Source organism: Piscinibacter gummiphilus (genome assembly GCF_002116905.1).
Lineage (GTDB): Bacteria > Pseudomonadota > Gammaproteobacteria > Burkholderiales > Burkholderiaceae_C > Rhizobacter > Rhizobacter gummiphilus.
In genome coordinates this window covers 1,871,420-1,894,706 of record NZ_CP015118.1, presented here as the reverse complement: position 1 = coordinate 1,894,706, position 23,287 = coordinate 1,871,420, and the positions used below count along the sequence as shown (strand labels likewise).

26 protein-coding genes are annotated in these 23,287 nt (G+C 70.8%); 15 read left to right on the top strand and 11 right to left on the bottom strand.

What is annotated here, in order from left to right:
• Positions 1–33 precede the first annotated feature (33 nt).
• Positions 34–414: a diacylglycerol kinase gene (locus tag A4W93_RS08605; protein ID WP_085754087.1), complete on the top strand. Its 381-nt coding sequence runs from the start codon at positions 34–36 to the stop codon at positions 412–414.
• Positions 415–470: 56 nt separating this feature from the next.
• Here A4W93_RS08605 and A4W93_RS08600 read toward each other — a convergent pair whose 3' ends face one another.
• Together A4W93_RS08600 and A4W93_RS08595 are read right to left on the bottom strand one after the other, a co-directional pair.
• Positions 471–1,511, bottom strand: a complete 1,041-nt coding sequence (locus tag A4W93_RS08600; RefSeq protein WP_099959879.1) for a Fe(3+) ABC transporter substrate-binding protein — start codon at positions 1,509–1,511, stop codon at positions 471–473.
• A gap of 138 nt (positions 1,512–1,649) precedes the next feature.
• The gene (locus A4W93_RS08595; protein ID WP_085750228.1) at positions 1,650–1,997 is read right to left on the bottom strand and encodes a hypothetical protein; all 348 of its coding nucleotides are present in this window, start codon (positions 1,995–1,997) and stop codon (positions 1,650–1,652) included.
• 96 nt (positions 1,998–2,093) lie between these two features.
• Here A4W93_RS08595 and A4W93_RS08590 point away from each other — a divergent pair, with 96 nt between their 5' ends.
• Positions 2,094–2,837: a hypothetical protein gene (locus A4W93_RS08590; RefSeq protein ID WP_085750227.1), complete on the top strand. Its 744-nt coding sequence runs from the start codon at positions 2,094–2,096 to the stop codon at positions 2,835–2,837.
• Here the strand turns inward: A4W93_RS08590 and A4W93_RS08585 are convergent, their stop codons facing one another.
• Positions 2,838–3,620, bottom strand: coding sequence for a hypothetical protein (locus A4W93_RS08585; protein WP_085750226.1), 783 nt, complete (start codon positions 3,618–3,620; stop codon positions 2,838–2,840).
• 10 nt (positions 3,621–3,630) lie between these two features.
• Positions 3,631–4,194, bottom strand: a complete 564-nt coding sequence (locus tag A4W93_RS08580; protein WP_085750225.1) for a YgjP-like metallopeptidase domain-containing protein — start codon at positions 4,192–4,194, stop codon at positions 3,631–3,633.
• Between A4W93_RS08580 and A4W93_RS08575 the strand changes: the two genes are divergently transcribed.
• The 7 genes from A4W93_RS08575 (at position 4,193) to A4W93_RS08545 (ending at position 9,851) form a co-directional block, all read left to right on the top strand.
• Positions 4,193–4,519, top strand: a complete 327-nt coding sequence (locus A4W93_RS08575) for a DUF6176 family protein (protein WP_085750224.1) — start codon at positions 4,193–4,195, stop codon at positions 4,517–4,519. The two genes, A4W93_RS08580 and A4W93_RS08575, sit on opposite strands and share 2 nt — an antisense overlap.
• A gap of 19 nt (positions 4,520–4,538) precedes the next feature.
• Complete coding sequence (locus A4W93_RS08570) at positions 4,539–5,174, top strand: LysE family translocator (protein ID WP_085750223.1); 636 nt, start codon at positions 4,539–4,541, stop codon at positions 5,172–5,174.
• Complete coding sequence (locus A4W93_RS08565; RefSeq protein WP_157782138.1) at positions 5,171–5,662, top strand: DUF1993 family protein; 492 nt, start codon at positions 5,171–5,173, stop codon at positions 5,660–5,662. Before A4W93_RS08570 ends, A4W93_RS08565 begins: the two co-directional genes overlap by 4 nt.
• A 49-nt stretch (positions 5,663–5,711) precedes the next feature.
• Entirely contained in the window at positions 5,712–6,293 is a 582-nt protein-coding gene (locus tag A4W93_RS08560) for a DUF1415 domain-containing protein (protein WP_099959878.1), read from the top strand.
• Between the two features lie 80 nt (positions 6,294–6,373).
• Positions 6,374–7,015, top strand: coding sequence for an adenylyl-sulfate kinase (cysC, locus tag A4W93_RS08555; protein ID WP_085750220.1), 642 nt, complete (start codon positions 6,374–6,376; stop codon positions 7,013–7,015).
• Positions 7,016–7,026: 11 nt separating this feature from the next.
• Entirely contained in the window at positions 7,027–7,968 is a 942-nt protein-coding gene (locus tag A4W93_RS08550; RefSeq protein WP_085750219.1) for a hypothetical protein, read from the top strand.
• A 62-nt stretch (positions 7,969–8,030) separates the two neighbouring features.
• Entirely contained in the window at positions 8,031–9,851 is a 1,821-nt protein-coding gene (locus tag A4W93_RS08545; RefSeq protein WP_085750218.1) for an ATP-binding protein, read from the top strand.
• A 9-nt stretch (positions 9,852–9,860) separates the two neighbouring features.
• Here the strand turns inward: A4W93_RS08545 and A4W93_RS08540 are convergent, their stop codons facing one another.
• The 4 genes from A4W93_RS08540 to A4W93_RS08525 form a co-directional block, all read right to left on the bottom strand.
• Positions 9,861–12,527 (bottom strand): M15 family metallopeptidase, encoded by a 2,667-nt coding sequence (locus A4W93_RS08540; protein WP_085750217.1) that lies wholly within the window; start codon positions 12,525–12,527, stop codon positions 9,861–9,863.
• A gap of 41 nt (positions 12,528–12,568) precedes the next feature.
• Positions 12,569–13,807, bottom strand: coding sequence for a cell wall hydrolase (locus tag A4W93_RS30265; RefSeq protein WP_218919190.1), 1,239 nt, complete (start codon positions 13,805–13,807; stop codon positions 12,569–12,571).
• The gene (locus A4W93_RS08530; protein WP_085750216.1) at positions 13,804–15,345 is read right to left on the bottom strand and encodes a hypothetical protein; all 1,542 of its coding nucleotides are present in this window, start codon (positions 15,343–15,345) and stop codon (positions 13,804–13,806) included. The genes A4W93_RS30265 and A4W93_RS08530 overlap by 4 nt, the downstream gene beginning before the upstream one ends.
• 122 nt (positions 15,346–15,467) lie before the next feature.
• The gene (locus A4W93_RS08525) at positions 15,468–16,232 is read right to left on the bottom strand and encodes an SDR family NAD(P)-dependent oxidoreductase (RefSeq protein WP_085750215.1); all 765 of its coding nucleotides are present in this window, start codon (positions 16,230–16,232) and stop codon (positions 15,468–15,470) included.
• Positions 16,233–16,338: 106 nt separating this feature from the next.
• Between A4W93_RS08525 and A4W93_RS08520 the strand changes: the two genes are divergently transcribed.
• Positions 16,339–17,277 (top strand): LysR substrate-binding domain-containing protein, encoded by a 939-nt coding sequence (locus tag A4W93_RS08520; RefSeq protein ID WP_085750214.1) that lies wholly within the window; start codon positions 16,339–16,341, stop codon positions 17,275–17,277.
• Between the two features lie 6 nt (positions 17,278–17,283).
• Here the strand turns inward: A4W93_RS08520 and A4W93_RS08515 are convergent, their stop codons facing one another.
• Together A4W93_RS08515 and A4W93_RS08510 are read right to left on the bottom strand one after the other, a co-directional pair.
• Positions 17,284–18,033: an N-acyl amino acid synthase FeeM domain-containing protein gene (locus A4W93_RS08515; protein ID WP_157131616.1), complete on the bottom strand. Its 750-nt coding sequence runs from the start codon at positions 18,031–18,033 to the stop codon at positions 17,284–17,286.
• Between the two features lie 130 nt (positions 18,034–18,163).
• The gene (locus A4W93_RS08510) at positions 18,164–18,544 is read right to left on the bottom strand and encodes an SH3 domain-containing protein (RefSeq protein WP_157782137.1); all 381 of its coding nucleotides are present in this window, start codon (positions 18,542–18,544) and stop codon (positions 18,164–18,166) included.
• A 140-nt stretch (positions 18,545–18,684) separates the two neighbouring features.
• On the opposite strand from A4W93_RS08510, the gene A4W93_RS08505 reads away from it, so the two are divergent.
• From A4W93_RS08505 to A4W93_RS08485, 5 genes are all read left to right on the top strand, one after another.
• Positions 18,685–18,870 (top strand): CsbD family protein, encoded by a 186-nt coding sequence (locus tag A4W93_RS08505; protein WP_085750211.1) that lies wholly within the window; start codon positions 18,685–18,687, stop codon positions 18,868–18,870.
• A 340-nt stretch (positions 18,871–19,210) separates the two neighbouring features.
• The gene (locus A4W93_RS08500) at positions 19,211–19,648 is read left to right on the top strand and encodes a CHRD domain-containing protein (RefSeq protein ID WP_085750210.1); all 438 of its coding nucleotides are present in this window, start codon (positions 19,211–19,213) and stop codon (positions 19,646–19,648) included.
• Positions 19,649–19,659: 11 nt separating this feature from the next.
• Positions 19,660–20,688, top strand: a complete 1,029-nt coding sequence (locus tag A4W93_RS08495) for an extracellular catalytic domain type 1 short-chain-length polyhydroxyalkanoate depolymerase (RefSeq protein WP_085750209.1) — start codon at positions 19,660–19,662, stop codon at positions 20,686–20,688.
• A 91-nt stretch (positions 20,689–20,779) separates the two neighbouring features.
• Positions 20,780–21,349 carry a riboflavin biosynthesis intermediates N-glycosidase gene (locus tag A4W93_RS08490; protein WP_085750208.1) on the top strand — a complete coding sequence of 190 codons (570 nt, stop codon included), beginning with the start codon at positions 20,780–20,782 and terminating at the stop codon, positions 21,347–21,349.
• 77 nt (positions 21,350–21,426) lie between these two features.
• Positions 21,427–21,975, top strand: a complete 549-nt coding sequence (locus tag A4W93_RS08485) for a DUF3617 domain-containing protein (protein WP_085750207.1) — start codon at positions 21,427–21,429, stop codon at positions 21,973–21,975.
• 181 nt (positions 21,976–22,156) lie between these two features.
• Here the strand turns inward: A4W93_RS08485 and A4W93_RS08480 are convergent, their stop codons facing one another.
• Positions 22,157–23,278 carry an HPP family protein gene (locus A4W93_RS08480; protein WP_085750206.1) on the bottom strand — a complete coding sequence of 374 codons (1,122 nt, stop codon included), beginning with the start codon at positions 23,276–23,278 and terminating at the stop codon, positions 22,157–22,159.
• Positions 23,279–23,287 lie beyond the last annotated feature (9 nt).

The window sequence follows — 23,287 nt, the reverse complement described above, 5'->3', positions numbered from 1 at the left end:
GACGAGGCACCCGCCTCCGCTCAAGACTTCGCCATGACCAATCCCTACAAGGGCCATGTCGGCCTCGACCGCATCGTGCGGGCCGCCGGCCACTCCATGGCGGGGCTCGCGTCCGCCTACCGCTTCGAGAGCGCCTTCCGGCAGGAGGCGTGGGCCGCGGCCGTGCTGGTGCCCGCGGCGCTCTGCCTCGGCACGACGTGGTGGCAGCGCCTCGCGCTGATCGGCGTGCTGCTGATCGTGCTGGTCGTCGAACTGCTCAACTCCGCCATCGAGGCCGCCGTCGACCGCATCTCGTTCGACCGGCACGAGTTGTCCAAGCGGGCGAAGGACCAGGCGAGCGCCGCGGTGTTTCTCTCGCTGGGGTTCGCCGTCGCGACGTGGGCGCTGGTGGCCGCCGAACGGTTCCTCGGCTAGGTCGGGCGGGGGGTGCGGGCGGCCGATCGCCGCTGCCCGCCCGCCGCCGTCGGTGCTTACTGGTCGAAGCCGACCTTGTCGACCAGCACGCTCGCCTGCTTGCGGTGACGAGCGATCTCCGCGAGCTGCAGCGAGTCGATCTTCAGCTCGCCGATGGCCGAGCCGATGATCGGGTCGAGCGCCACGCCCTTGCGCACGGGGTACTCGAAGTTGATCTGGGCGTACAGCGCCTGGGCCGGCTCGGAGACCAGGAACTCCAGCAGGCGGACCGCCCCGGCCTTGTTCGGCGCGTGGCGCGCGACCGACGCACCGCTGATGTTCACGTGGGTGCCCGACCGCGGGTTGTCGAAGGTCGGGCGGATGACCTTGATCGCATCACCCCACTTGCGCGCGTCGGTGCCTTCCTTGGCGGCCTTCATCTGGCCGACGTAGTACGAGTTGGCGAGGCCGACATCGCAGATGCCGCCGAGGATGTCGCGGGCCACGTCGCGGTCGCCACCGGAGGCCTTGCGAGCCAGGTTGGCCTTGACGCCACGCAGCCATTGCTCCGTCTTGGCTTCGCCGTCGTGCGCGATCATCGCGGCGACCAGCGCGGTGTTGTACGGGTGCTGGCCGGCGCGGATGCAGACCTTGCCCTTCCAGCGCGGGTCGGCCAGGTTTTCGTAGTGGATGTCCTTGAGCGCGAGGTTCTTGTCCGCGTAGAGCACGCGGGCGCGCAGCGACATCGCGAACCACTGGTCGTCGACGCCACGCAGCTGCGGCGGCACGGCCGACGTCAGTTCGCGGGACTTGACCGGCTGCGTCACGCCGCCTTCGACGAGGTCGACCAGGTTGCCGATGTCGACGGTCATGAGCACGTCCGCGGGGGAACGCTCGCCCTCGGCCTTCACGCGCTCCAGCAGGCCGTCCTTGACGAACACGGTGTTGACCTTCGTGCCGGTGCGCGACGTGAAGGCCGTGAGCAGCGGCTGGATCAGCGCGGGCTCGCGCGTGGTGTAGACGGTGACCTCGCCCGCGTTCTGGGCCAGGGCGGGCAGGGAGGCGGCGCCGAGCGCGACGACGGCGGCTGCGGAAAGGGTGCGGATGATCGGGTTCACGGAGGTCCTCGGGATGCGGGGGCGCGGCAATGGCGGCGAATGCGAATCGCTCGCAAGCGCCAGCAAATGTATGCAGCGGGCAGTAGTACTGTCAAGCACCACTGCCTGGCCTCGAAGCCCGGACCGGGCCGGGCGGGATCAGCCCTTGGACGGCGGGTCGACGAGCGCCGTGCGCACGCCGCTGATCTGGCCGCGCACGACCTTCCAGAAGCTGCTGGTGCCCTCGATCAGGCGCCAGGCCTTCGAGCGCTGGGCGAGTTCACCCACCTCGGGGACCACCTCCCGGAGGTTGGGGAGGCCCAGGATCTTGAGGTACTTGCGCACCGTGCCCGGGCTGTGGATCAGCAGGACCACCCGCCACCCGTACCGCCGCGCCAGCATCAGCATGCCGATGGCGCTGCCGAGGTCGTTCAGGTTGCCGTCGAACCGGTCGATCGCTTCGTCGACGAGGTGGAGAACGTCCTGGTCGTTGGGTGCCTGTTTCATCGATGCGGGGGAGATTCCGGAGCCGTCGCCAGTGTCGCACGCGGCCCGCGGCCGCCGCGCCGGATAATGCCGCTCCACCGTGACATCCGTGCCCCCATGTTCAACGCACTGTTCGTGACCCTGCGGGAATGCGCCGAACTGCTGCTCATCGCGCAGGCCGCCGCGGAGTACCTGCGCAACGCCGCGCGGGCCGACCTCGCGCGCGGGTTACCGGGGGCGATGGGGCTGGGCGTGCTCGCGGGCGCGGCCCTGTCCGCAGCGGCGGCGGCGTACCCGTGGGACCCGCGGCTGTCCGCGGGCATCTCGGCGCTCTTCGCCGCGGCGATCCTGTTCCTCACGACGAGCATGCTGTCGTCGGCCCAGATCATCCGGAGCCGCACGCAGCTGGCCGCGGACGCCTGGACGGCGCGGCCGTCGGCCACGATCTGGGTGGGTGTGTTCGGCGTCATCGTCGGACTGCGCGAGTCCGTGGAACTCGCCTTTTTCCTTCACGAGACGCACGACGAGGCCGGTCCGGCCGACACCGCGACGGGGTTCGGGCTCGGCCTGCTGGCGACCGGCCTGCTGGCGGCCGCCTACCGGCCGCTTCGCACGCGGGTCGGCATGCTGTCGGTGTTCCGGCTCTCCGCGCTGCTGATGGCCCTGCTGTCGATCCAGCTCATCCTCAAGGGCTGTGCCGAGCTGGTCCTCGCGTCGGTGGCCCACGACAGCACCCTGCCCGACCGGCTCGCGCCGTTCATGGAAGGGGGCGCCTGGTACGGGTGGCTATGCGCGGCGCTGATGCTGTACCCCGTCGTGGCGATGGCCCGCACGTGGTGGTCCGAGACCAGCACCCGCTGATCACTTGCCCCGTCGCTGTCCCTTCGCCGGCGTGAGCAGCGTCACCAGAAGGGGCAGCAGCGCCAGCGTGAAGAGGGTGCACAGGCAGGCGACCCACAGCGGGTGCCCGTCCGGATTGCCCAGCGCGAAGTACTTGAGCGCGGTGTAGCCCAGGGCCGCCGCCATCAGCGACGTGACCACCGGCAGCAGGAACCGGAACAGGAAGGCCATGCCGAAGTCCCGCACGCCTTCCATCGGGCGCCCCATGGCGTACCAGACCGCGGCCCACAGGAAGTAGCCGAGGATGAACAGCATCACGCTCGCCCCGAGCCACAGGCCCACGCTGCGGACGCTGAGTTCGGTGGCCACCCGGTCCCCCGGCGCGTACACCACCTTGAGCCCCGACCCGTCGACGGGTTCGTCGCCCGAGGCCACCGAGTTGGGCAGCTCCAGCCAGGCGCCGTCGGGTCCGAGGAACCGCACCTGGGCGGTGTGCATCAGGCGCTGGCCCCGCACGGTGCGCCCGCGCGAGTCCTTCTCCTCGTAGTCGCGAAGCTCCGACGTGTGCCCCACCACGGTGGCGCTGTAGATGGGTTTGGTCGCCAGCGCGAAGAACGCCTGGCCGGTCCACCAGGTGAAGGGCACGAACAGGGCGATCATCGTGAAGAAGATGATCACCAGCAGCACGCTGGTGCGCTTCCCCGGACGCAGGCGGCGCGAGACGCCCCGCCCCAGCCCGTACGCAGCGCCCAGGAACACCGCGCTGCACGCCAGGAAGATCTGGCCGGCGGAAGTCAATGCCATGAGGTCGGGATCATGCGGTGAAAACGGGTTCGTCGGAGAGGTCGAGCTGCGTGAGGTACATCCGCAGGTCGAACTCGATCTGGTGGTAGGCGGGCTCCATGTGCTCGCACAGCGCGTAGAACGCCTTGTCGTGCTCGCGTTCCTTCAGGTGCGCGAGCTCGTGCACGACGATCATCTTCAGGAACTCGGGCGGGGTCTGCCTGAACAGGCTCGCGATGCGGATCTCGCGCTTGGCCTTGAGCTTCGTGCCCTGCACGCGCGACACCGTGGTGTGCGTGCCGAGGGCGTGCTGGATCACCTTGAGCTTGTTGTCGTACGCCACCTTCGACACCGGCGAGGCGTTGCGCAGGTGGCGGTTCTTCAGCTCGAGGGTGTAGTCGTACAGGGCGGCGTCGGAGCGCACGTCGTGCACGCCGCCGTAGCGGGCACGCAGCACCTCGGCCAGGCGCCCCTCGTCGACGAGGGTCTGCACCTTCGCCTGCAGCGTCGGGGAGTAAGCGGTCAGGTACTTCAGCACCCCGCCATGGTACCCGGGGCCACAATGGGGTCCCGCACCCTCCGGAGGCCCGCCCATGAAAGACGACGTCGTCTGTGCCCGAGTCCGGCTCCAGCCGGGCAGCCTGCCCCGCGTGCGCGCCTGGGCCGCGCACCTCCATGCCCACCGCGCGGAGGCGCTGCGCACGCTGGACGACGAGGGCGTGTCGGTGGAGTCGGTGTTCCTCGAGAGCGACGCCAGCGGCGACAGCCTCGTCTACTACCTGCGCGCGGCCGACGTCGAGGCCGCGTTCGAGATCGCACGGCGGTCGCAGGCCGCCATCGAGCAGTTTCACCGACAATTCAAGCAAGACACCTGGCTCGAGGTGAACCGCCTCGAGCTGCTGGTCGACCTGTCCTCCTGATCCTCCCGGAGCTTCCTCCATGTCCTTCGATGCCTGGCTGCTGTACGCCGCCGCCGTCCTCGTGCTCACCCTCACGCCCGGCCCGGCCGTGCTGATGTGCGTGACCAACGGCGTGAACCACGGGGCGCGCCTCACGCTCGCGTCCGCCCTCGGCAGCATCACCGCGGTGCTGGGCATCATGGCGTGCTCGGCCGTCGGCCTGGGCGCCGTGCTGGCCGCCTCCGAAACGCTGTTCCATGCCATCAAGTGGGCCGGTGCCGCGTACCTGATCTACATCGGGATCACCACCTTCCGGTCCTCGGCATCGAGCTTCGACGTGCCCGACCAGGCGCGTTCCGCGGGCACCGTGCGCGCGCTGTACGTGCAGGGGCTGCTCGTGGGGGCCAGCAACCCGAAGGCGCTGCTGTTCTTCACCGCGTTCTTCCCGCAGTTCATCGACCCGCTCGCGCCGCGGATGCCCCAGTTCCTCGCGATGGGCGCCACGTTCGTCGCCTTCGAGCTCACCTGCCTGATGGTGTACGCCACGTTCGCCGCGCGGCTCGCGCCGTGGCTGCGAGAACGCGGCCGGGCGCGGCTGTTCAACCGGGTGTCGGGCGCCACGTTCATCGGCGCCGGGTTCCTGCTCGCCACCATCCGCCGCGCGTCCACGCCGTGAGCACGGCTCCGCCGCGGTTCACGGCCTCGGTGCCGGTCTTCCTGCGCTACCTCGACCGCCTCGGCACGTGGGTCGACCGGGCCGCGGCCGAGCCCGCGCTGCTGACCGCCCGCCTCGCGCCCGACATGCTGCCGTTCCACACGCAGGTGGAGGTGGCGGCCAACTTCGCGCTGCGCACCTGCTTCCCGCTCGCCGGCCTGCCGGTGCCGCCGTACGGCGACATGCCGCCCACGGCCGACGGGCTGCGGCGCCGCCTCGCCCGCGCGTCGACGCTGGTGGCTGCACTGGACCCGGCCGCCTTCGCCGTGCCGCGCGAGGTGGAGGACACCGCCGGCCAGGCCCGCCTCGTGCTGCCGGCCGACGACTTCCTGCACCTGTACGCCCTGCCGAACTTCTTCTTCCACGTGGGTGCCGCGTACCACATCCTGCGGCATGCCGGGCTGCCGATCGGCAAGGCCGACTTCGACGGTTTCCACGTGTACGGCTGATCCCCGATCGGGTCCAATGGACCCAGGTTTTCCTCTCTGCGCCACCACGATGTCCCTCACCCCCGAATTCGCCCTCGCCCACACCCGCGCCTGGGTCGACCGTGCCGTGATCGGCCTGAACCTGTGCCCCTTCGCGAAGGCCGTGCAGGTCAAGGGCCAGGTGCGCTACGTCTTCAGCGACGCCACCGACGAGCAGACCCTGCTCGACACGCTGTGCTCGGAGATGCACTACCTCGCCGAACGCGACCCCGAAAAGACCGACACCACGCTGATCGTGCACCCCTTCGTGCTGACCGACTTCGAGGACTTCAACGACTTCCTCGACGCGGCCGACGCCGCCGTGGAGCAGCTCGGCTACGCCGGCATCCTGCAGGTGGCCACGTTCCATCCGCAGTACCAGTTCGCCGACACCGAGCCGGACGACCCCACCAACGCCACGAACCGCTCGCCCTACCCGACGCTGCACCTGCTGCGCGAGGAAAGCGTCGACCGCGCGGCCGCGGCGTTCCCCGACGCGGAATCCGTCTTCGAGGTGAACATGCAGACCATGGCCACCCTCGGCGCCGAAGGCATCGCCCGCCTGCAGGCGCAGTGCGAGGAAGACGCGCGCACGCCGCCCGCGGAGATCTGACCCCGACCAGCCGGTCTTTTCCGGCGATCGCCGCGGCGGGACACCGGAACAATCTCCGCAAACGTTCCGGGGATTCCGCCGTGCACCAGCCCGCCTTCGACATCACCGCCCCCGCCGGCTTCGCCGACGAATCACTGCGCCCCGTGCCGCTGCTGTGGCGCCCGGTGCCGGTCCATGCCCCGTGCGTGCTGTGGTTCACCGGGCTGTCGGGTGCGGGCAAGTCGACCATTGCCGGCCGGCTGCAGTCCGTGCTCGACGACCTCGGCTGCCACACCGCCCGCCTCGACGGGGACGACGTGCGCGAAGGCCTGTGCGACGACCTGGGCTTCTCGGACACCGACCGCGTGGAGAACATCCGCCGCGTGGCCCACGTGGCCGCGCTGATGGCGCGTTCGCGCCTGATCGTGCTCGTGACCCTGATCTCGCCGTTCCAGGCCTCGCGCGACCAGGCCCGTGCGCTGCTGCCCGCCGGCCAGTTCCTCGAGGTGTTCGTCGATGCGCCGCTGCCGGTCGTGCAGCAGCGCGACACGAAGGGCCTCTACGCCCGCGCCCGACGCGGCGAGGCCATCCAGCTCACCGGGGTGCAGGCCACCTACGAGGCGCCACGCCATCCCGACGTGCACCTCCACTCGGACCGCGGCTCGCCCGACGACGCCTGCCGCGTGCTGATCGAAACCCTCGTGGACCGCGGCGTGCTGAGCGCCCGCGCGCTGCCGCGCTGACGAGACCCGCGATGCGACCGACCGACCTGCTCGACCTGCCGCCCGACGCCATCGTGGTCCACGGCGGCATGCACAAGACCGGCTCGTCCGCCATCCAGAACACCCTGCAGGCCAACCGCGGCGCCCTCGCCGAGGCCGGCTGGCTCTACCCGCGCGCCGGCCTCGTGGACCAGGTGGCCACCGGCCACCGCCACCGCACGCTGATGACCGAGGCGCGCGACAACATCCTCCACCCGTCGTGGCGGCAGCTGCACGCCGAACTCGACGGGTGGCACGGCCGCGTGCTGATCTCGCACGAGAACTTCTTTTCCCCGCAGATCGATCCGCTCGCCGTCGCGGCCCTGATGCCCGATCGCCCGGTGTACCTGCTCGCCTACCTGCGCCACCCGGTCGACTACGTCGAGTCGTGCTACCGCGAATGGGTGCGGCGGTGGAAATACCGGCACGGCATCCGCACCTTCTACGAGAGCCGCCGCGACTACCTCGACGTGCAGGCCCTGCGCGACGCCTGGGAAACCACGTTCGGCGCGGACCGCGTGCTGCTGCGCCCCTACGAACGCGACCGCCTCGTCGGCGGCACCGTGCTGTCCGATTTCGTCGCCACCCTGGGCCTCGACGCCCCGCTCGCCCCCGTGCCCGGGATCGCCAACGAAAGCCTGAGCACGTCGCAGACGCTCGTGCACCTGGTGGCGAACCGGGTGGCCGCACGTGCATCGCGCCGAGACGAAATCTCGGCATCCCTCCACCGCCCGCTGCAGCCCCGCCGCATCGCCGACGACGGCCTCGTCGACGAGCTGACCGACCGCCACCTGGGCGCCTTCCGCGACGTGCTGCGGGAGCACGGCGCGCCCCCCGGGGCGCTGGCCGACTCGGCCTTCGCCGACCTGCCGGCCGACACCCTCTTCACCGACCCGGCCGCCCCGCACCTGGTGGCGGAACTGCTGGCGGACTGACCGCCGAGCGCGGGGCAGCCTGACGGTGTAACGTACGGGCTCCGCCCACGACGGATCCGCCCATGGGTGACACCCCCGCCCCTGCAGTGCACCTCCGGCCCGGCCCTGCCGAGGACGACGTCCGCATCCGCGTCCGCCAGGAGCAGATGGCGATGGTGTTCGGCCAGACGGCCGTGGCCACGTTCGCCGCCACGATCTTCGCGCTGGGCTTCGCGCTGCACCTGCGGGGCGACGTGCCCGACCAGGCGCTGCTGTGGTGGGTGATCGCGAAGGTGCTCGTCGTGATCCCGCGCATCGTGCAGGTCCGCCTGTACCTGCGCCGGCCGCAGTCGCTGTCGTGGCTGTTCTGGGGCAAGCTGATGCTGTTCGCCGATGGCCTCGTGTGGGGCGCGGCCGGCGTGTGGCTGGTGCCGCCCGCGGACATCCCGACCATCACCGTGGTGATCGCGTCGCTGGTGGGCGTCAGCGCCGTCGCGGCCTTCGTGCTTCACGTGGACTGGATCGCCTGCCTCGCCTACAACGTGCCCATCGTGCTGCCGGCGGCCATCGTGATGCTGCTGCGCGGCGACAGCTTCGGCTTCTACGGCGGCTTCGGCGTGCTGATCTTCCTCGCGCTGCTGATGCGGGCCACGCGGCGCTCCGAGCGCATGGTGGTGGAGATGCTGACGCTGCGCTTCAAGAACGAGCGGCTCACGCAGCAGCTGTCGGCGGCGCTCGCCGCGGCCCATCGCGACAACCTCGCGAAGAACGAGTTCGTCGCGAACATGAGCCACGAACTGCGCACGCCGCTGCACGGCATCCTCGGCATGGCCAACATGCTGCAGCACGCCACGGCCACCGACCGCCGCATCGAGGGCGTGCGGGTGATCCGGCGCTGCGGTGAACACCTGCTGGGCCTCATCAACAACATCCTCGAGTTCTCCCGCTTCGGCGCCCACGGCATCGACCTGCACCCCGAGACCGTCGACCTGCGCCAGCTGATCGAGGACACCGTCGCGATGTGCGCGCCCGCGGCGTCCGAGAAGGGGCTCGTGATGACCACGAAGCTCGACCTGCCGCACCCCTGCGTGCGGTCGGCCGACCCGTTCCGGCTGCGCCAGGTGCTCTTCAACCTGATCGGCAACGCCATCAAGTTCACCGACCGCGGCAGCGTGACGGTGTCGGCCAGCACCGACGCCTCGGGCGTGTTCCGCGCCCGGGTGACCGACACCGGCGTGGGCATGGGCCCATCGATGCTCGAACGGCTCTTCGAACCCTTCGCGCAGGCCGACACGTCGAACAGCCGCCGCTTCGGGGGCACGGGCCTCGGCCTCAGCATCACGCGCGACATCTGCGAGGCCATGGGCGGCCGCGTGAGCTGCACCAGCAGCCCCGGCGCCGGCTCCACGTTCGAGCTGGAGCTGCCGCTGCCCCCGGCACCCGCGCCGGCCCGCACCCCTCCCGCACCGGCTCCCGCGGCCGAGCCTGCCGCGGGCGCGATGCTGTCGGGCACCGTGCTGCTGGCCGAGGACAACGAGGTCAACGCCATCGTGGCCGAGGCCGCGCTGCAACGCTGGGGCCTGACCGTGGACCGCGCCCGCGACGGCCACGAGGTGCTGGCGCGGCTGGGCCACGGCGGCCAGCGCCCCGACCTCGTGCTGCTCGACTGCCAGATGCCGCTCATGGACGGCTTCGAGGCGGCGCGGCGCATCCGCCAGATGGAGTCGGAGCACGGCCTGCCGCGGCTGCGCCTCGTGGCGCTCACCGCGAACGTCTTCCCGCAGGACCGCGAGCAGTGCATCGAAGCGGGCATGGACGACTTCCTCGCGAAGCCGTTCACCGATGCGCAGCTGCACGCGGTGTTGGTCGAGGGGTTGGGGCCCGAGGCGGTGCGGAGCCCCTGAAAATCCGCCTCAGGGCTTGCGCAGCGCCAGCTCGAAGTGCATGCCGTCGGACCCTCCGTTGCGGAAATGGCCGCCCCAGGCGAAACCGTGCTTCGTGAAGAAGGGCACGAGGTCGACGACGGACCCGTGGGTCCCCTTCGGGGCCGGCGTCGACCCCTGCCCGTTCTGCGCCGCATTGATGTCGATGGCGATGCCCCAGGTGTGGCTGCTGAGCCGTTTGACGGGATCCCGGCCGATGTGCCGCTCGACGACCGCGCCATCGCAGGTGAGGATCTGCGCCGACAGCCCGGCCTGGTCGATGTCGTTCAGCACGTTCTCCAGGTGGGGTCGCGCGAGGTGGTGCACCCGGAGCCCCTGGAACCGCGCCGCCATGGAAGCGGGCACGACGAGCGGCTCGAGCACGCGCTGCGGCCCGCCGGGCTTCCCGTCGGCAACGACCTTGACGAAGCCGGTCGAGGCCCCCGGAACGGTCGCGATGTCGCCATAGATGTCGCGGATCTCCTGCTCCTTCAGAGGGGCGATGGTGCCGTCGCTGCGGACGGGCGTGGCGCCACGGCCCGACGGGGCCGCCGGTGCGGGCGGCTGCACCGGCGCGGGTGCGGTGCCGCGCAGCAGGCGTTCGATCTGCGGGCCGGTCAACACACCCTCGGCGGGGGTCAGCTGCTGCTGGGCCTGCCATTCGGCGATGCTCTTGCGTGTGACGGTGTCCAGGCGCCGCGTGATCTCCTCCGGCTTCATGTTCAGGCCGTCGCGCTGGATGCGTCCGACGTCATCGGCGGTGAGCAGGAGTTCTGCCTCCGAAAGCGCGTCTGCGGATCCGGCATTGGCACTCCCGGGACCCGCGGGCTGGGTCGGTGGCGCGAGCATGCCGCTGCCGGGGCCCGTGGTTCCTCCGCCGCCCGCGGCGGGAGCGGCACCGCCCTTGGTTTCATCCGCCGGACGTGCACCGCTGCCGCGCAACTGGATCAGCCGACCGAGCACGTCGAACCAGAAAGGCGCCCCCACGACCGACGCCAAGCCGACCACCAGCCAGCCCAGCAGCATCAGGCTCCAGCTGCACGGCACCTTTCCGCTGGCACAGTGACCGATCACCGTGGCCATGGCCACGGGCTGCACCTGCAGCGTGCTGGCGGCCGCGCGCCAGACGGAGGTCAGCCGTGCCTCGATTTCCACCCGCTCGGCTTCCGCCGACCGCGGCGCCTTGTCCGCATCGCACCCGTCCTTTCCCTTGCCGTCCGTGCACGCCGCGGCGGCACGCTGACCGACACCGCGGTCGAGTTGCACGATCTGCACCTTCAGGCGGTCGCGGACCTCCGCCCGAGAGCGCGCGCCATCCGGCTGCGGGTCGCACCCGCGGTTCTCGCAACCGGGCAGGTTCTCGAAGTTCCAGCCCACCGGCAGTCCACCGTCCCCCAGCGACCGCACGCCCTCCAGGCGTTCGCACACCACACGGGCCTCCGAGGTCTGCGCCGCCCGGCAGCGCTGGCCGGACGCCGCCGGCAGCGCCTGCAGCAGCAGATCCACCCGCTCCGCGGCGAGCGCGGCCTGCGCCTCCCTCGCCGACCGTTCCACCGCGGAAAGCCGGCTCTGCCCCGCCAGTTCGGCGATCCGCTTCATCTCATCGTCCACCAGCGTCGAGAACGCCAGCACCTGCTCGGGCACCGTGTCGTCGGCAACGCTCGCCCGGCGCTTGCGGACGAAGTCCCGCAGGTCCGTCTCGTGGTCCAGCATCCGGGCGATGCGTGCGAGGCTGTCCCGGTCCTTGCCCTGTGCCCCATGAAGCTCGGTGCGCAGCCGCCCCAGGGCCGCATCGGACCGCGCCGCCGCGGCGGTGCCCGCACCGGCAAGCCCGTTCGACGTCGCGGACGCCGCCTCGGACGGCGGAGCCGCGGCCTCCAGGCGCGTGGCGGCACGCTCGAGAACACGCAGCACGGCCTGCGCGTCCGGCGACGATGCGGCTTGCGAAGCCACGAACGCCTCGTTCGTCGACTGTGCCACCGCCACCGTGGCACGCCGCAGCGGTTCCTCGTTCCAGAGGCGGCTCGCCACCACGATGGGGTTGATGTTGAAGAGCACCGCGATCAGGAAGCCGAACGCGCCCAGGCGCATCTGGTTCCAGCGCTTGTACCAGCCGATCGACCGCTCGCCGATGCTGTCGAACCACGCGACCAAGCGGCGCTCGTAGGCTTGCCAGTCCGTCTCCACGCCTTTGGAGAGTGTTTCGAGGGAACGCATCAATCCCTCCGGTGGCGGTGTGTCGCCTCCCTTCGTCGATGCCAACGCGCCGAGCATCAGCCGAGGCGTCTCCGCACGAGGCTTGCTCTGCCCGTTCTCCTGCCCTCCGAGTAGGTCCAGCAGCGCGGACACCACGAGATCACCCGGCAGATACGACGGTTTGCCCTGCTCGTGGGCCTGTCCCTGGGACTGCGACACCAGCAGCGGATGGTTGAGCAATGCGTCGGTGAAGTCCGTCGGCTTGCGGTGCCTGAACAACATGCCGCGCCAGCCGCCCTGTGCCGGATCGTCCGCCAGCATCGACCGGAGGGCGAGTTCCAGGTTCGCACCCCTTCGACCCCGCATCGACGCCCAGATCTCGGTGACGGTGGTGACCAGCAGACTGGTCAGTGCAAAGACCAGCACCAGCCCGATGCAGACCTCGATGAAGCGCATGTCCATGGTGTCGACGCCTTGACGTGTGCGACAGCCCGCGGGAGCCGTCAGCCGATGTCCTTGAAGAAGAGGTGATGACCAATCTCCGCGACCGGGCTCCGCCCGGCGGCCCACGCGGGCCACCGAGGCAAGCGTCTGGAGAAGTAGTGGGTGGCCCCGAGGGTCGGATCGGCCCGCACGCGCGCCGGGTCGGCGGGCGCCTGCGCCACGAAGGCGGCGGCCAGCGAACTGGCCATCGTGAACTGCGGATCCGCAGCCGTCACGGCCAGCATCTTGGGACGATTCGGATCGCCCGCGTTCCAGCAACTGAACTGGGCGGTGCGCAGGCACACGGACTCGATGTCGCGTCCCCACCAGCTCGCGCCCATCACGCGGTTGAGCACCACGTGCCCGACCGCGCCCATGCCATCCGCTCCGTCTTCCCGGGCTTCTCCCCACATCGTGCGCGCCAGTACGAGCGCAGCCGCCGCGGCCACGGCGTCCGCCGGGACGGCGCTCGCCAACGGCGTGGGTGGGGCTGCGGGCACCGCGGGCCGCGCGGCCCCGCGGTCTTCCAGGTCCAGCGCATCGTGGCGCAACACCAGGTCGGCCTTCGCCCACGCAAGGATGCGACGGATCGGTGTCATGACCGCCGCAGCGCCGGCACCGGCCGGCGCGGAGCCCGACAACACGCCGACCAGTTCATCCCGCTCGTTCCACACGGGAGCACCGCTGTCACCCGGCTGGAGGACGCCGCCGGCACTGGCGTCGGCCTCGATGTCGAAGAGCGCCGCGTCCAGGATCTCGTAGCGAAGGTTGGCGAGCCCGGCCTGCATCGGAACCACGGGAACGACGCGGACCATCCGCGCCGGCACCTGGTGCTGCCGGACCAGCAGGCGGAGCCGTTCGCCCGGCAGCGGATCGGCCCAGCCCACCGGCCAGGCGAAGTCGTCGACGAGCGGCTCGAGCGCCGGGGCGGCCAGTTCAATGAGGCCCGCATCCATCGGCACGGCACGGTCGACGGCCCGGAAGTACGGGTACCAGTCGAACAGCCGGCCCGCCACCGTGCCGCCCACGCCACCCCGCAGCGTGCACGGATCACCGACGCGTGCACGCTCGTCCTCGCTGACGACGTGTCCGGCGGTGAGGCCGAGGAGAATGTCCGGACGGGACGCCGGCCGCAAAACGGCGGCCAGGGTGCCCCGGCCGTAGCCATGCGACTCGTTGAGGGCATGGACCCAGGCCAGCGCACGGCCCGCGGCGTGGTCCGGCGGCGCTCGCCGCGAGGACGGCTGATTCGCCCTCATTTGCGGCAGGCTCCGTTGACGACCTTCGTCAGCGACGCGACCGACAGCGAGCCGCTGCCCGGTGGTTCGGGCAGGACACCACGGTCCTGACAGTCGCTCAGACCCTGCTCGACGAGCCGCGCCAGATTCGAGGCTTTCGGGTCGAGTCCGAGCCCCGGTGCGAGCAATTGCCGCACGCCATCGTCGATCGGCACGGAAACATCCCCGGCGGCGCTGGCGACGATGGTCACCGGCCGCGTCACGCCGGGCACGGTGCAACCTTCGAGCGAGCGGGACCGCGCCTGGCGTGCTTCCATGCGGATCAGCACGCCCTGCAACCCGCTCCAGGCGTTCGCGGTACTGACCGTGCGAATCCTGATGCCTTCGAGCCGGGCGTGTTCCTCGACCGACAACGCCTTGGTGTCGGCGTCGCCCGCGCGAGGACGCGCGTTCGTGCTCAACGCCTGGCCGGGGTCCCCGCCCGGCGGCACGGCGGAAGTCGGCGTCTTCACCGTCTTCGGCAACGTCGACAGCACGCCCCCGAGTTCGCTGCTGTTGCCTGCCGCGGCCTTGACCGCCGCCACGTCCGGCTGCGTCTTGGCGGCTTCCGCGCGAACGGCCTCGCCGATCGCGCGAGCGCGGCCACGCAGCTCCGACGCGGCCAGGTCCGCCTGGCCGCCGAACCGGTCCCCCGCGGTGACCCCCTCCGAGATGGCAGTCCGCAGCTTGCGGGCGTACGCGAGGAGGGCAACGAGGTCGCCATCCGGTTCGAGGGTCGTCTCCTTGCGCGTGGACGGCGTGCACAGGCTCGCCCGGCGCTTCTCCAGGTCCTCGCACAGCTTCGCGCTGGTGGCCCGATCCGCGGGGTTCGACGACGAGCTGCCGCACACGATGGGCGCGCCGCATCCCGACTTGTTACCCGGGTTGATGCCGGACTGTTTCACCGGCCGGGCCATGCGCTCCAGGTCGACGATGTCGAGGTCCAGTTGTGCAGCGTTCTTTCGGACCCCGTCCAGCCGGGCCTGCAACTTCGGCTCATTGAGCGCCACGGCGGATCCGATGGCGCATTCGAGCGCCATCACCCCGGCCCCGAACGCGGTAGCCCGCTCCTTGGGCACGAAGGTGGTGCCGGCGACCACCAGGCCCGCCGTGCCTGCGGCCAGGGAGGCGACCAGCTTCGAATCGCCTCCCGTCATCGCGGTGATCGCGGTGCCGACCAGGGCCGTCAGCGTCGCCACGCTCACTCCGCTGGACGAATTGGAGAGCGATTGCACCACCGCCGCGTATTGCCGCTGCTGGACCCGCGCGAGCCAGATCGCATCGGAGAGGTTCGGCTCCTCCTCCACCGGAGAGGACGCCGAAGGCGCCCACGGCCGCGGCACGGACGACGCCGAAGAAGCGCTCGACGTCACCGGCCCGCCGGACTCGGTGCCCTGTGTGCCCTGCACCGCCGCCGGCGCGATGTCCGGCGCATAGAACTGCGGCGACAGCGCCGCACAGCCCGCCAGCGCGAGCGTGCCGGCGAATACCGCCAGCGCGCCATTCCCGCGGCTTCCCATGGCAGATCCCCCATGACTGCCCGCGAGACCTGGTGCGGGCTCCCCCTTCGTTCTCGAGTCGCATTCGACCGAAGGTGCGGGAGCCCGTCATCCTCAAGCTTGCGGAGGCGGCCTCCGCGCCATCAGATCTGCACCATGCCGCCGTCGACGAACAGCTCGATGCCGGTCACGAACGACGAATCGTCCGAGGCCAGGTACACCGCGGCCTTCGCGATGTCCTCGGGCTGACCCATGCGGCCGATGGGCAGCTGCGACGTGAGGTAGTCCAGCAGGCCCTGCTGCTGGGCCGCGTCCGGGCCGGCGAGTTCCACGAGGCCCGGCGTGTGCGTCGGACCCGGCGACAGCGTGTTGATGCGGATGTTGCGGCCCTTCAGTTCGAGGATCCAGCTGCGGGCGAGGTTGCGCACCGCGGCCTTCGTCGCGCTGTAGATGCTGAAGTTGGCGGTGCCCATCACGCTGGTGGTCGAGCCGGCGAGGATCACGGATGCGCCGCGGACCGCCTTGTCGAGCAGCGGCAGCGCCTTCTGCACGGTGAAGATCACGCCCTTGACGTTGCGGTCGAAGGTCTCGTCGACATGCGCCTCGGTGAGCTCGGAGAGCGGCACCATGCCGCCGCCGCCGGCGTTCGCATACAGCACGTCGATGCGGCCGTGCCGTTCGCGCACCGTGTCGTAGAGCCGGTCGAGGTCCGCCAGCCGCGTGGAGTCCGCCTGGACGCCCGTGGCGTTCGGACCGATCGCCGCGACGGCGGCATCGAGTTCGGCCTGGCGGCGGCCGGTGATGTAGACGAACGCGCCTTCGGACGCGAAGGCCTTGGCGGCGGCCAGACCGATGCCCGACGTGCCACCGGTGATGACAGCGACCTTGTGGGTGAGTTTGTTGCCCATGGAATGCTCCTGAAGTGAAAGGGTGAGCGAAGCTTAAAAATTCCACGGCGATGAATAAAGACGGAGATTCGCACTTCTTATTTCATCATGTTGAATAATCAAGCCCATGGACCAGTTGCTCGCCCTGCGCGTCTTCGTGCGCATCGCCGAATCGGGCGCCTTCTCGAAGGCGGCCGACGCGATGAACATCCCCCGCCCCACCGTGACCAAGCTCGTGCAGGACCTGGAGCGCCACCTCGGCACCCGGCTGCTGCAGCGCACGACACGCCGGGTCAGCGTCACCCCGGAAGGCGCGGCCTACTACGAGCGGGCCACGCGGCTCATCGCAGACCTGCAGGAGATGGACGAACAGGCCGCGCAGTCGCGCGCCCAGGCCCGCGGCCGCCTGCGCGTCGACATCGGCTCGGTGCTCGCGAACATGATCCTGATCCCCGCGCTGCCGGCCTTCCGCGCCCGCCACCCCGAACTCCACATCGACCTCGGCGTGAGCGACCGGCCGGTGGACCTGATCGGCGAAGGGGTCGACTGCGTGATCCGCGGCGGCGAACTCGCGGACACCTCGCTCGTGGCACGGCGCATCGCCGACCTCGACTGGGTGACGTGCGCGAGCCCGCTGTACCTCAAGGCCCGTGGCGTGCCGAAACACCCGTCGGAGCTGGCCGCGCGCACGCCGCAGGACGGCGACCGGGTCCCCGGACACGCGATCGTCGGGTACTTCTCGTCGCTGACGGGCAAGGCCTTCCCGCTCGAGTTCCACCGCGGCGACGAGCACCTGCAGGTGGCCGGGCAGGCCGTCGTGGCCGTCAACGAAAGCACGGCGCACCTGAGCGCGCTGCTGTCCGGCGCGGGCCTCGGGCAGGCGTTCAAGTTCATGGTGCATCCGCACGCCAACGAGGGCCGCCTGCGCACCGTGCTCGACGACTGGACGCGCCCCCGCCATCCGCTGCACGTGGTGTACCCCGCCTCGCGCCACCTGAGCGCGAAGCTGCGCCTGTTCGTCGACTGGATCGCCGAGGTGTTCGCGCCGTTCGACGACCGGCCCTGACCCGCGTCAGTGCGACGTCACCGGCCGCAGGCCGTGCCGCACGCGCTCGCCCACCGCGGCGAAGAGGTCGATGTCGGGGTGGTACGTGCGGAAGACGAACTCGTGGTCGCCCGAGTTGCGCGCCCGCGCGTCGGCTTCGGCCGTCACCATGTCGCGCACCAGCACGTGGTGCGGCAGGCCACCGGCATGCACCAGCGGCACGAGGCGGCCTTCCTCGAAGAGCGGTGAGAAGCCGAGCATGCGGTACGAACGCAGCAGCGACTGGCGCGAGCCGGCGAGCACCGCGCTGATCTGCATCGCGATGCAGTACAGGTGGCTCGCCTTCACGAGCGCGAGGCGCACCGGGCCGCCGTAGCCGGGCCGCACCGCGAGGCGCGTGATCTCGGCGAGGCGCTTGCCGCGCCACTGCGCCGGCAACTCGAGGCTGCGCTCGATCTGCAACGGCGCGTGGCGGTTCGTCTGGATGCGGGCCGAACCCACCACCTCGCCGGTGAGCTTGTCCTCGGCGTAGAACACCGTGGTGCCGGGGCCGCGGTCGAGCGGGTCCGGCAGGCCGAACGAGGCCTTCAGGTGCGGCAGGTGGCGGCCGTAGGCCGTCTCGCGCAAGGACTGCACCGCGTCGAGCTGTGCCTCGGTGGTCACCACGTGCACCGAAAACGGCAGCAGCGTTTCCCCGTCGTTCTCGCCCGCATCCCCCCAGGCCATCGCGGCCTGCGCCCGTTCGGTGGCCCGGACCACCCCTTCGACATTCCCCACGTTTCCACTCCCTCGGTTGAACTTGCCCCGATGTCGGCAGCGGTTCCGGAGGGATGAAGGACTATCGAAAAATGGATGGCACTAGCCCGCCAGTTTGAGCGATCGGCCGCGAAAATGGCCTCAATGGTGGTCAATGGCGTCGACCGCGCGGCTCCACGACCACCATGATGGGCACCGTCGCCGGGGCCGGCAAGGCGGCCGGTGCGGCCGGGACCTCGACCCCGAGGCGCTCCAGGTGGGCCGAGGACACGTAGGCCGGATCGGGCCCCGGCACGATCACTTCGCACCAGCCCGGCGTGATGTGGCAGTCGCGCACCTCGAACCAGGCGCCGCGGGCGACCTTGCCCACCACCTCGTGCTCCGTGCCCGGCCCGGCGCGCAGGTTCACGACCGAGGTGGTGCGCACGCGCTCGACGGGCGGCGGCGTGACTGTGGAATAGACCTTCTGGGCGGAGGACACGCCAGCCAGCACCAGCAGTGCCAGCGGCCACGCACGGATGAACGGACTCATGTACGGCTCCTTGCAGGGACGGTGGGTCATGTCCTACGGCACACCGCCCCCCGGCCCGACAGACCCGGGCCGGTGTGCCGCGCACCATGAAGACATCGGCCAACGCCGGTATCACCACCAACTCGATGAAGGATTGCACCATGAACAAGGACCAAGTCCAAGGCCGCGTGGAACAAGCCAAGGGCCAGATCAAGGAAACCGCCGGCAAGGCGGTGGGCAACGACCGCCTGCGCGCGGAAGGCCAGCTCGACAAGGCCGGCGGGAAGATCCAGGCCGGCGTCGGCGATGCCAAAGAGAAGGTGAAGGACGCGGTCGACAAGCTCTGACCGTGCCACGCCCTTCTCCCCCGGAGCGCCCCGCCCTGGCGGGGCGCTCCGCTTTCCGCGTCCATGCTGGAGCCGCGATGTCCCCCTCGATCACCCCGAACCCCACCCCGATCACACCCAACCTGCCACCGCTGCCGCCGCCTCCCCCGCCCCGGGACGAGCCCGAGCCGGAGCCGGTGGACGATCCGCTCGCACCGCAGGGCATCCCGGTCCCGGTGCGTGAACCCCGTGCACCAACACCGGCCGGCCTGCAATAGAAGCCCTCGCCTCCGCACGGGCCCGATGGCGGCGCGCGCGCCGCTGTGCCATAACGGGCGTCCGATCCCCTTCCGGAGACACCATGAACCGCACCCTCACCGCCGTGTTCGCCGCGGCCGCGCTCGCCGCAGGCTGCTCGATGAACCCCATGGGTTCGCATGCCCCGTCCCTCGGCGCGAAGCTCACCGCCTCCGCCGAGGTGCCGCCCAACCCCAGCACCGGTTCCGGCACGCTGGAGGCGCGGTACAACACGGACACGCAGGTGCTCAAGTGGAAGGTCACGTACACCGGCCTGACCGGCCCCGTCACCGCCGCCCACTTCCACGGCCCCGCCGCCCCCGGCACGAACACGGGTGTCGTGGTGCCCTTCTCCGGGCCGCTCGCGAGCCCCATCGAGGGCGAGGCCAAGCTGTCGGCCATCCAGGCGTCGGACCTGCTGGCCGGCAAGTGGTATGTGAACCTGCACACCGCGGCGTACCCGGGCGGCGAGATCCGCGGCCAGGTCACGGCCAACAACTGACCCGCGTGCCCATGGCCCGGCGCCGCGCCGCCCTGCCCTGGGCCTTGCCGTTCGAGCAGATGCTGGGCGCATGGGGCCGCATGCCGGTGCGGATCGCCGGCGCGGCCACACGCGCCCAGATGAGCAAGGTCTCCGAGGCGGTCTCGGACGCCGTCGACGAACACCGCCGGCCTCCGGCCGGCCCCGGCGACTGGATCTCCGGCGTCGCGATGGCGCCCTCGGGCCTGCGCCGCTTCCAGCTCTACCGTCCGCCGGGCATCGCCTTCCACGAGAAGCTGCCGCTGATGGTGATGCTGCACGGCTGCCACCAGAGCGCGAAGGCCTTCGCCGAGTCCACGCGCATGAACGCCCTCGCCGACCGCGAACGGTTCCTCGTGCTGTACCCCGAGCAGGACCGGCGGGCCAACAGCCAGGGCTGCTGGAACTGGTACGAGACCCGGTCCGGCCTCGCGCAGGCCGAGGCCCAGATCGTGATGGCGGCGGTGCAGCAGGCGATCCTGCTGTATCCGGTGGACCGCGAGCGTGTCGCGCTCGCCGGGCTGTCGGCCGGGGCCAGCATGGCCGCGCTGCTCGCGATGAAGTACCCCGACCGCTTCAAGGCCGTGGCGATGCATTCGGGCGTGCCGCCCGGCACGGCCTCGTCCACCGCGACGGCATTGCGGGCGATGCGCCACGGGCACCGGCCGGCCGCGCTGCCGGACGGCACGGACGCGACCCGCTGGCCCCCGCTCATCGTGATCCACGGCGACGCCGACCGCGTGGTGTCGTCCCGCAACGCCGCGAGCACCGCCGAGTTCTGGGCCGAGGCGTCCGGCGCCCGGCCCGCCGCCCCGCGCCGCGTGCAGCGGGGCCAGCGCCACGCGATGACCGTCACCGACTACAAGCTTCGCGGCCGCACGCGGGCCTCGCTGTGCGAGGTGGGGTCGCTCGGACATGCCTGGAGCGGCGGCGCGGCGAAACACCCCTTCAGCGACGCGCGCGGGCCCGATGCGTCGCGGCTCGTGTGGGCCTTCGCCTCGCGGCAGTTCGACACCGATTGACCCGCACCGGACTTGCCGGCGCTTGACGGATCCCGTGATCGGCGGCAACATCCGCACCCATAAGTTGCACTGAACAACCAATGAGCCCGCGATGACCCATCCCCTCGCCCCACCCGTGTCCCTCGAGGACCTGCGCACCCGCTTCGACGCGGGCGAGCCGCTCTCGTTCCTGCACTTCTGGGGCCACCGCCCTCGCGCCGACGGCCGCCCGTCGGCCAGCTGCTTCAGCCAGTGGTTCGAGTCGCCGTTCCAGGTCGACGGGCTCACCTACGCCACGGCGGAACATTTCATGATGGCCGAGAAGGCGCGCCTCTTCGGCGATGCGGAGACCGTGTCGCGCATCCTCGCGGCCGGCACACCCGCGGCGGCCAAGGCCCTCGGCCGGCAGGTGCGCGGCTACGACGACGCGGCGTGGGTGGCGAGGCGTTTCGATGCGGTGGTGGAAGGCAACCTCGCGAAGTTCTCGCAGAACGCGACGTTGTCGGGCTTCCTGCTGTCCACGCACCCGCAGGTGCTGGTGGAGGCGAGTCCGGTGGACCCCGTGTGGGGCATCGGCCTGGCCGCGGACGCGCCGCAGGCGAACGATCCCAACCAGTGGCAGGGCCTGAACCTGCTGGGCTTCGCCCTCGGGGTCGTGCGCGAGCGCCTGCGGGGCGGCTGAGGGGCGACACATCACGCTACAACGTGGCGGACCGTGTCGTGCGAACATCGGCCCCTTCGACGTTCGAGTGCTCCACCATGAAATCGAATCTCCTCGCGGCGCTGGCCGCGTTCGCCGCCTTCGGCGCCCCGCTCACCACCCATGCGCAGACCCAGCTCAAGCCGGGCCTGTGGGAACAGGTCGGCACCGTCAAGAGCCAGAGCGGCCAGGTCGAGAAGGCCATGGCCGAGGCGCAGGCCCAGATCGCCAAGCTGCCGCCGGAGCAACGCCGCCAGATCGAGCAGATGATGGCCGAGCGCGGCGTGGGCATCGGCAACGGCGCCACCACCGTGCGCCTGTGCCTCACCGCGGCCGACGTGGCGCAGGGCAACATCCCCGTGCAGAACGGCGATTGCACGCAGAAGATCGTCAACCGCGACGGCAACGTCACGAAGGTGTCGTTCTCGTGCCAGACGGATCCGCCGGTGTCGGGTGAAGGCGAGGTGCGCGTGATCTCGCCCACGTCGAACGTGATGACGGCCACCGTGCTGACGCAGATCAACGGCCAGCCCGAGAAGCTCGACACCGCGCAGAAGGGCACGTGGCTCGGTGACGACTGCGGCAGCATCAAGCCGCTGTCACGCTGAAGGCCTGCGGTCCGACACGCGGGCACGCCCGGGGCCGGTGCCCGGCCCGGGCCCATCGCCCTAACCTTTCATCGTCACGTCCACGACCTTGAAAGGAACCGCGATGAAGACCCTGCTGCTGCTCGCCCTCGGCGTTCCCCTGCCCGTGATCCTGCTGATCTGGTGGCTGACCTGACGTGCGTCAGCGCACGGGCGGTTCGGCCAGCGCGGCCACCACGTCCGACTGCGTGAGGATGCCCACCAGCCGCTCCCCTTCGCCGATGACGGGGATGTGGTGGTGCCCGCTGCTGCCGAACAGCGGCACCAGGTCCACCAGCTTGCGATGCTCGCTGGCCACACGCACCGTGCGCGCCATGATCTGGCCCACCACCTCCGGCTTGTCGGAGTGCGTGCGGCCCGTGCTGCGGATCAACTGCTTGAGCTTCTGGCCGAAGCCTTCGTGCAGGTCGAGGTCGGCCGTGCGCATGAAATCCGCGAGCGTGACGATGCCGATGATGCGCCGGCGCGTGTCCACCACCGGCAACGCCTTGATGCGCTTCTCTCGCAGCAGCGCCCACGCCTCCTGCAGCGAGGTGCCGTATTCCACGGTGATGGGGTCGCGCGACATCACGTCGCTGCACTGCAGTTCGGCCAGGCGGCGCCGGTAGCCCTCGCTGCGCGTCTGCTCGAGCAGCGCCTGCAGGTCGTCGCGGCTGATGTCCAGCACCTGGTTGTAGCGGGCCAGCACCGCGTCGAGGTCGTCCTTCGACTCGGACGGCTTGGCAGGCAGCTGCGCGTGCGGATAACGCCGGCCCGTGAGGTTGTTGTAGACGACCCCCACGCTCGCCAGCAGCACCGAGTTCAGCAGCACCGGGAAGATCGCATAGCGCGGGTCGGTGACCCCCGCCACCACCATCAGCAGCGCCGAAGCGCCCCCAGGGGGATGCAGGCAGCGCAGCGCGAACATCACGCCGATGGCCCCGGCGACGGCCACCGCGGCCGCCCACTCGGTGCTGCCGCCCCACGTCGCACAGATGATGCCGATGAGCGCCGAGAGCGTGTTGCCGCCGACCACCGACCACGGCTGCGCGAGCGGACTCGCCGGCACCGCGAACACCAGCACGGCCGAAGCCCCCATCGGCGCCACGATCCACGCCGGCATCCCGAGGCGCATCGCGAGGTGTCCGACGATCGCGGTGATCAGGATGCCGATGCCGGCGCCCCCGGCCCCCCGCAGGCGTTCACGGGCATCGACGGCCTGGGGGGCCGGCCAGAAGGCCTGCCACCAGGGCGGGTGCGGGGTGTCGGTCGCGGGGGAAGGCATGGACCGGAT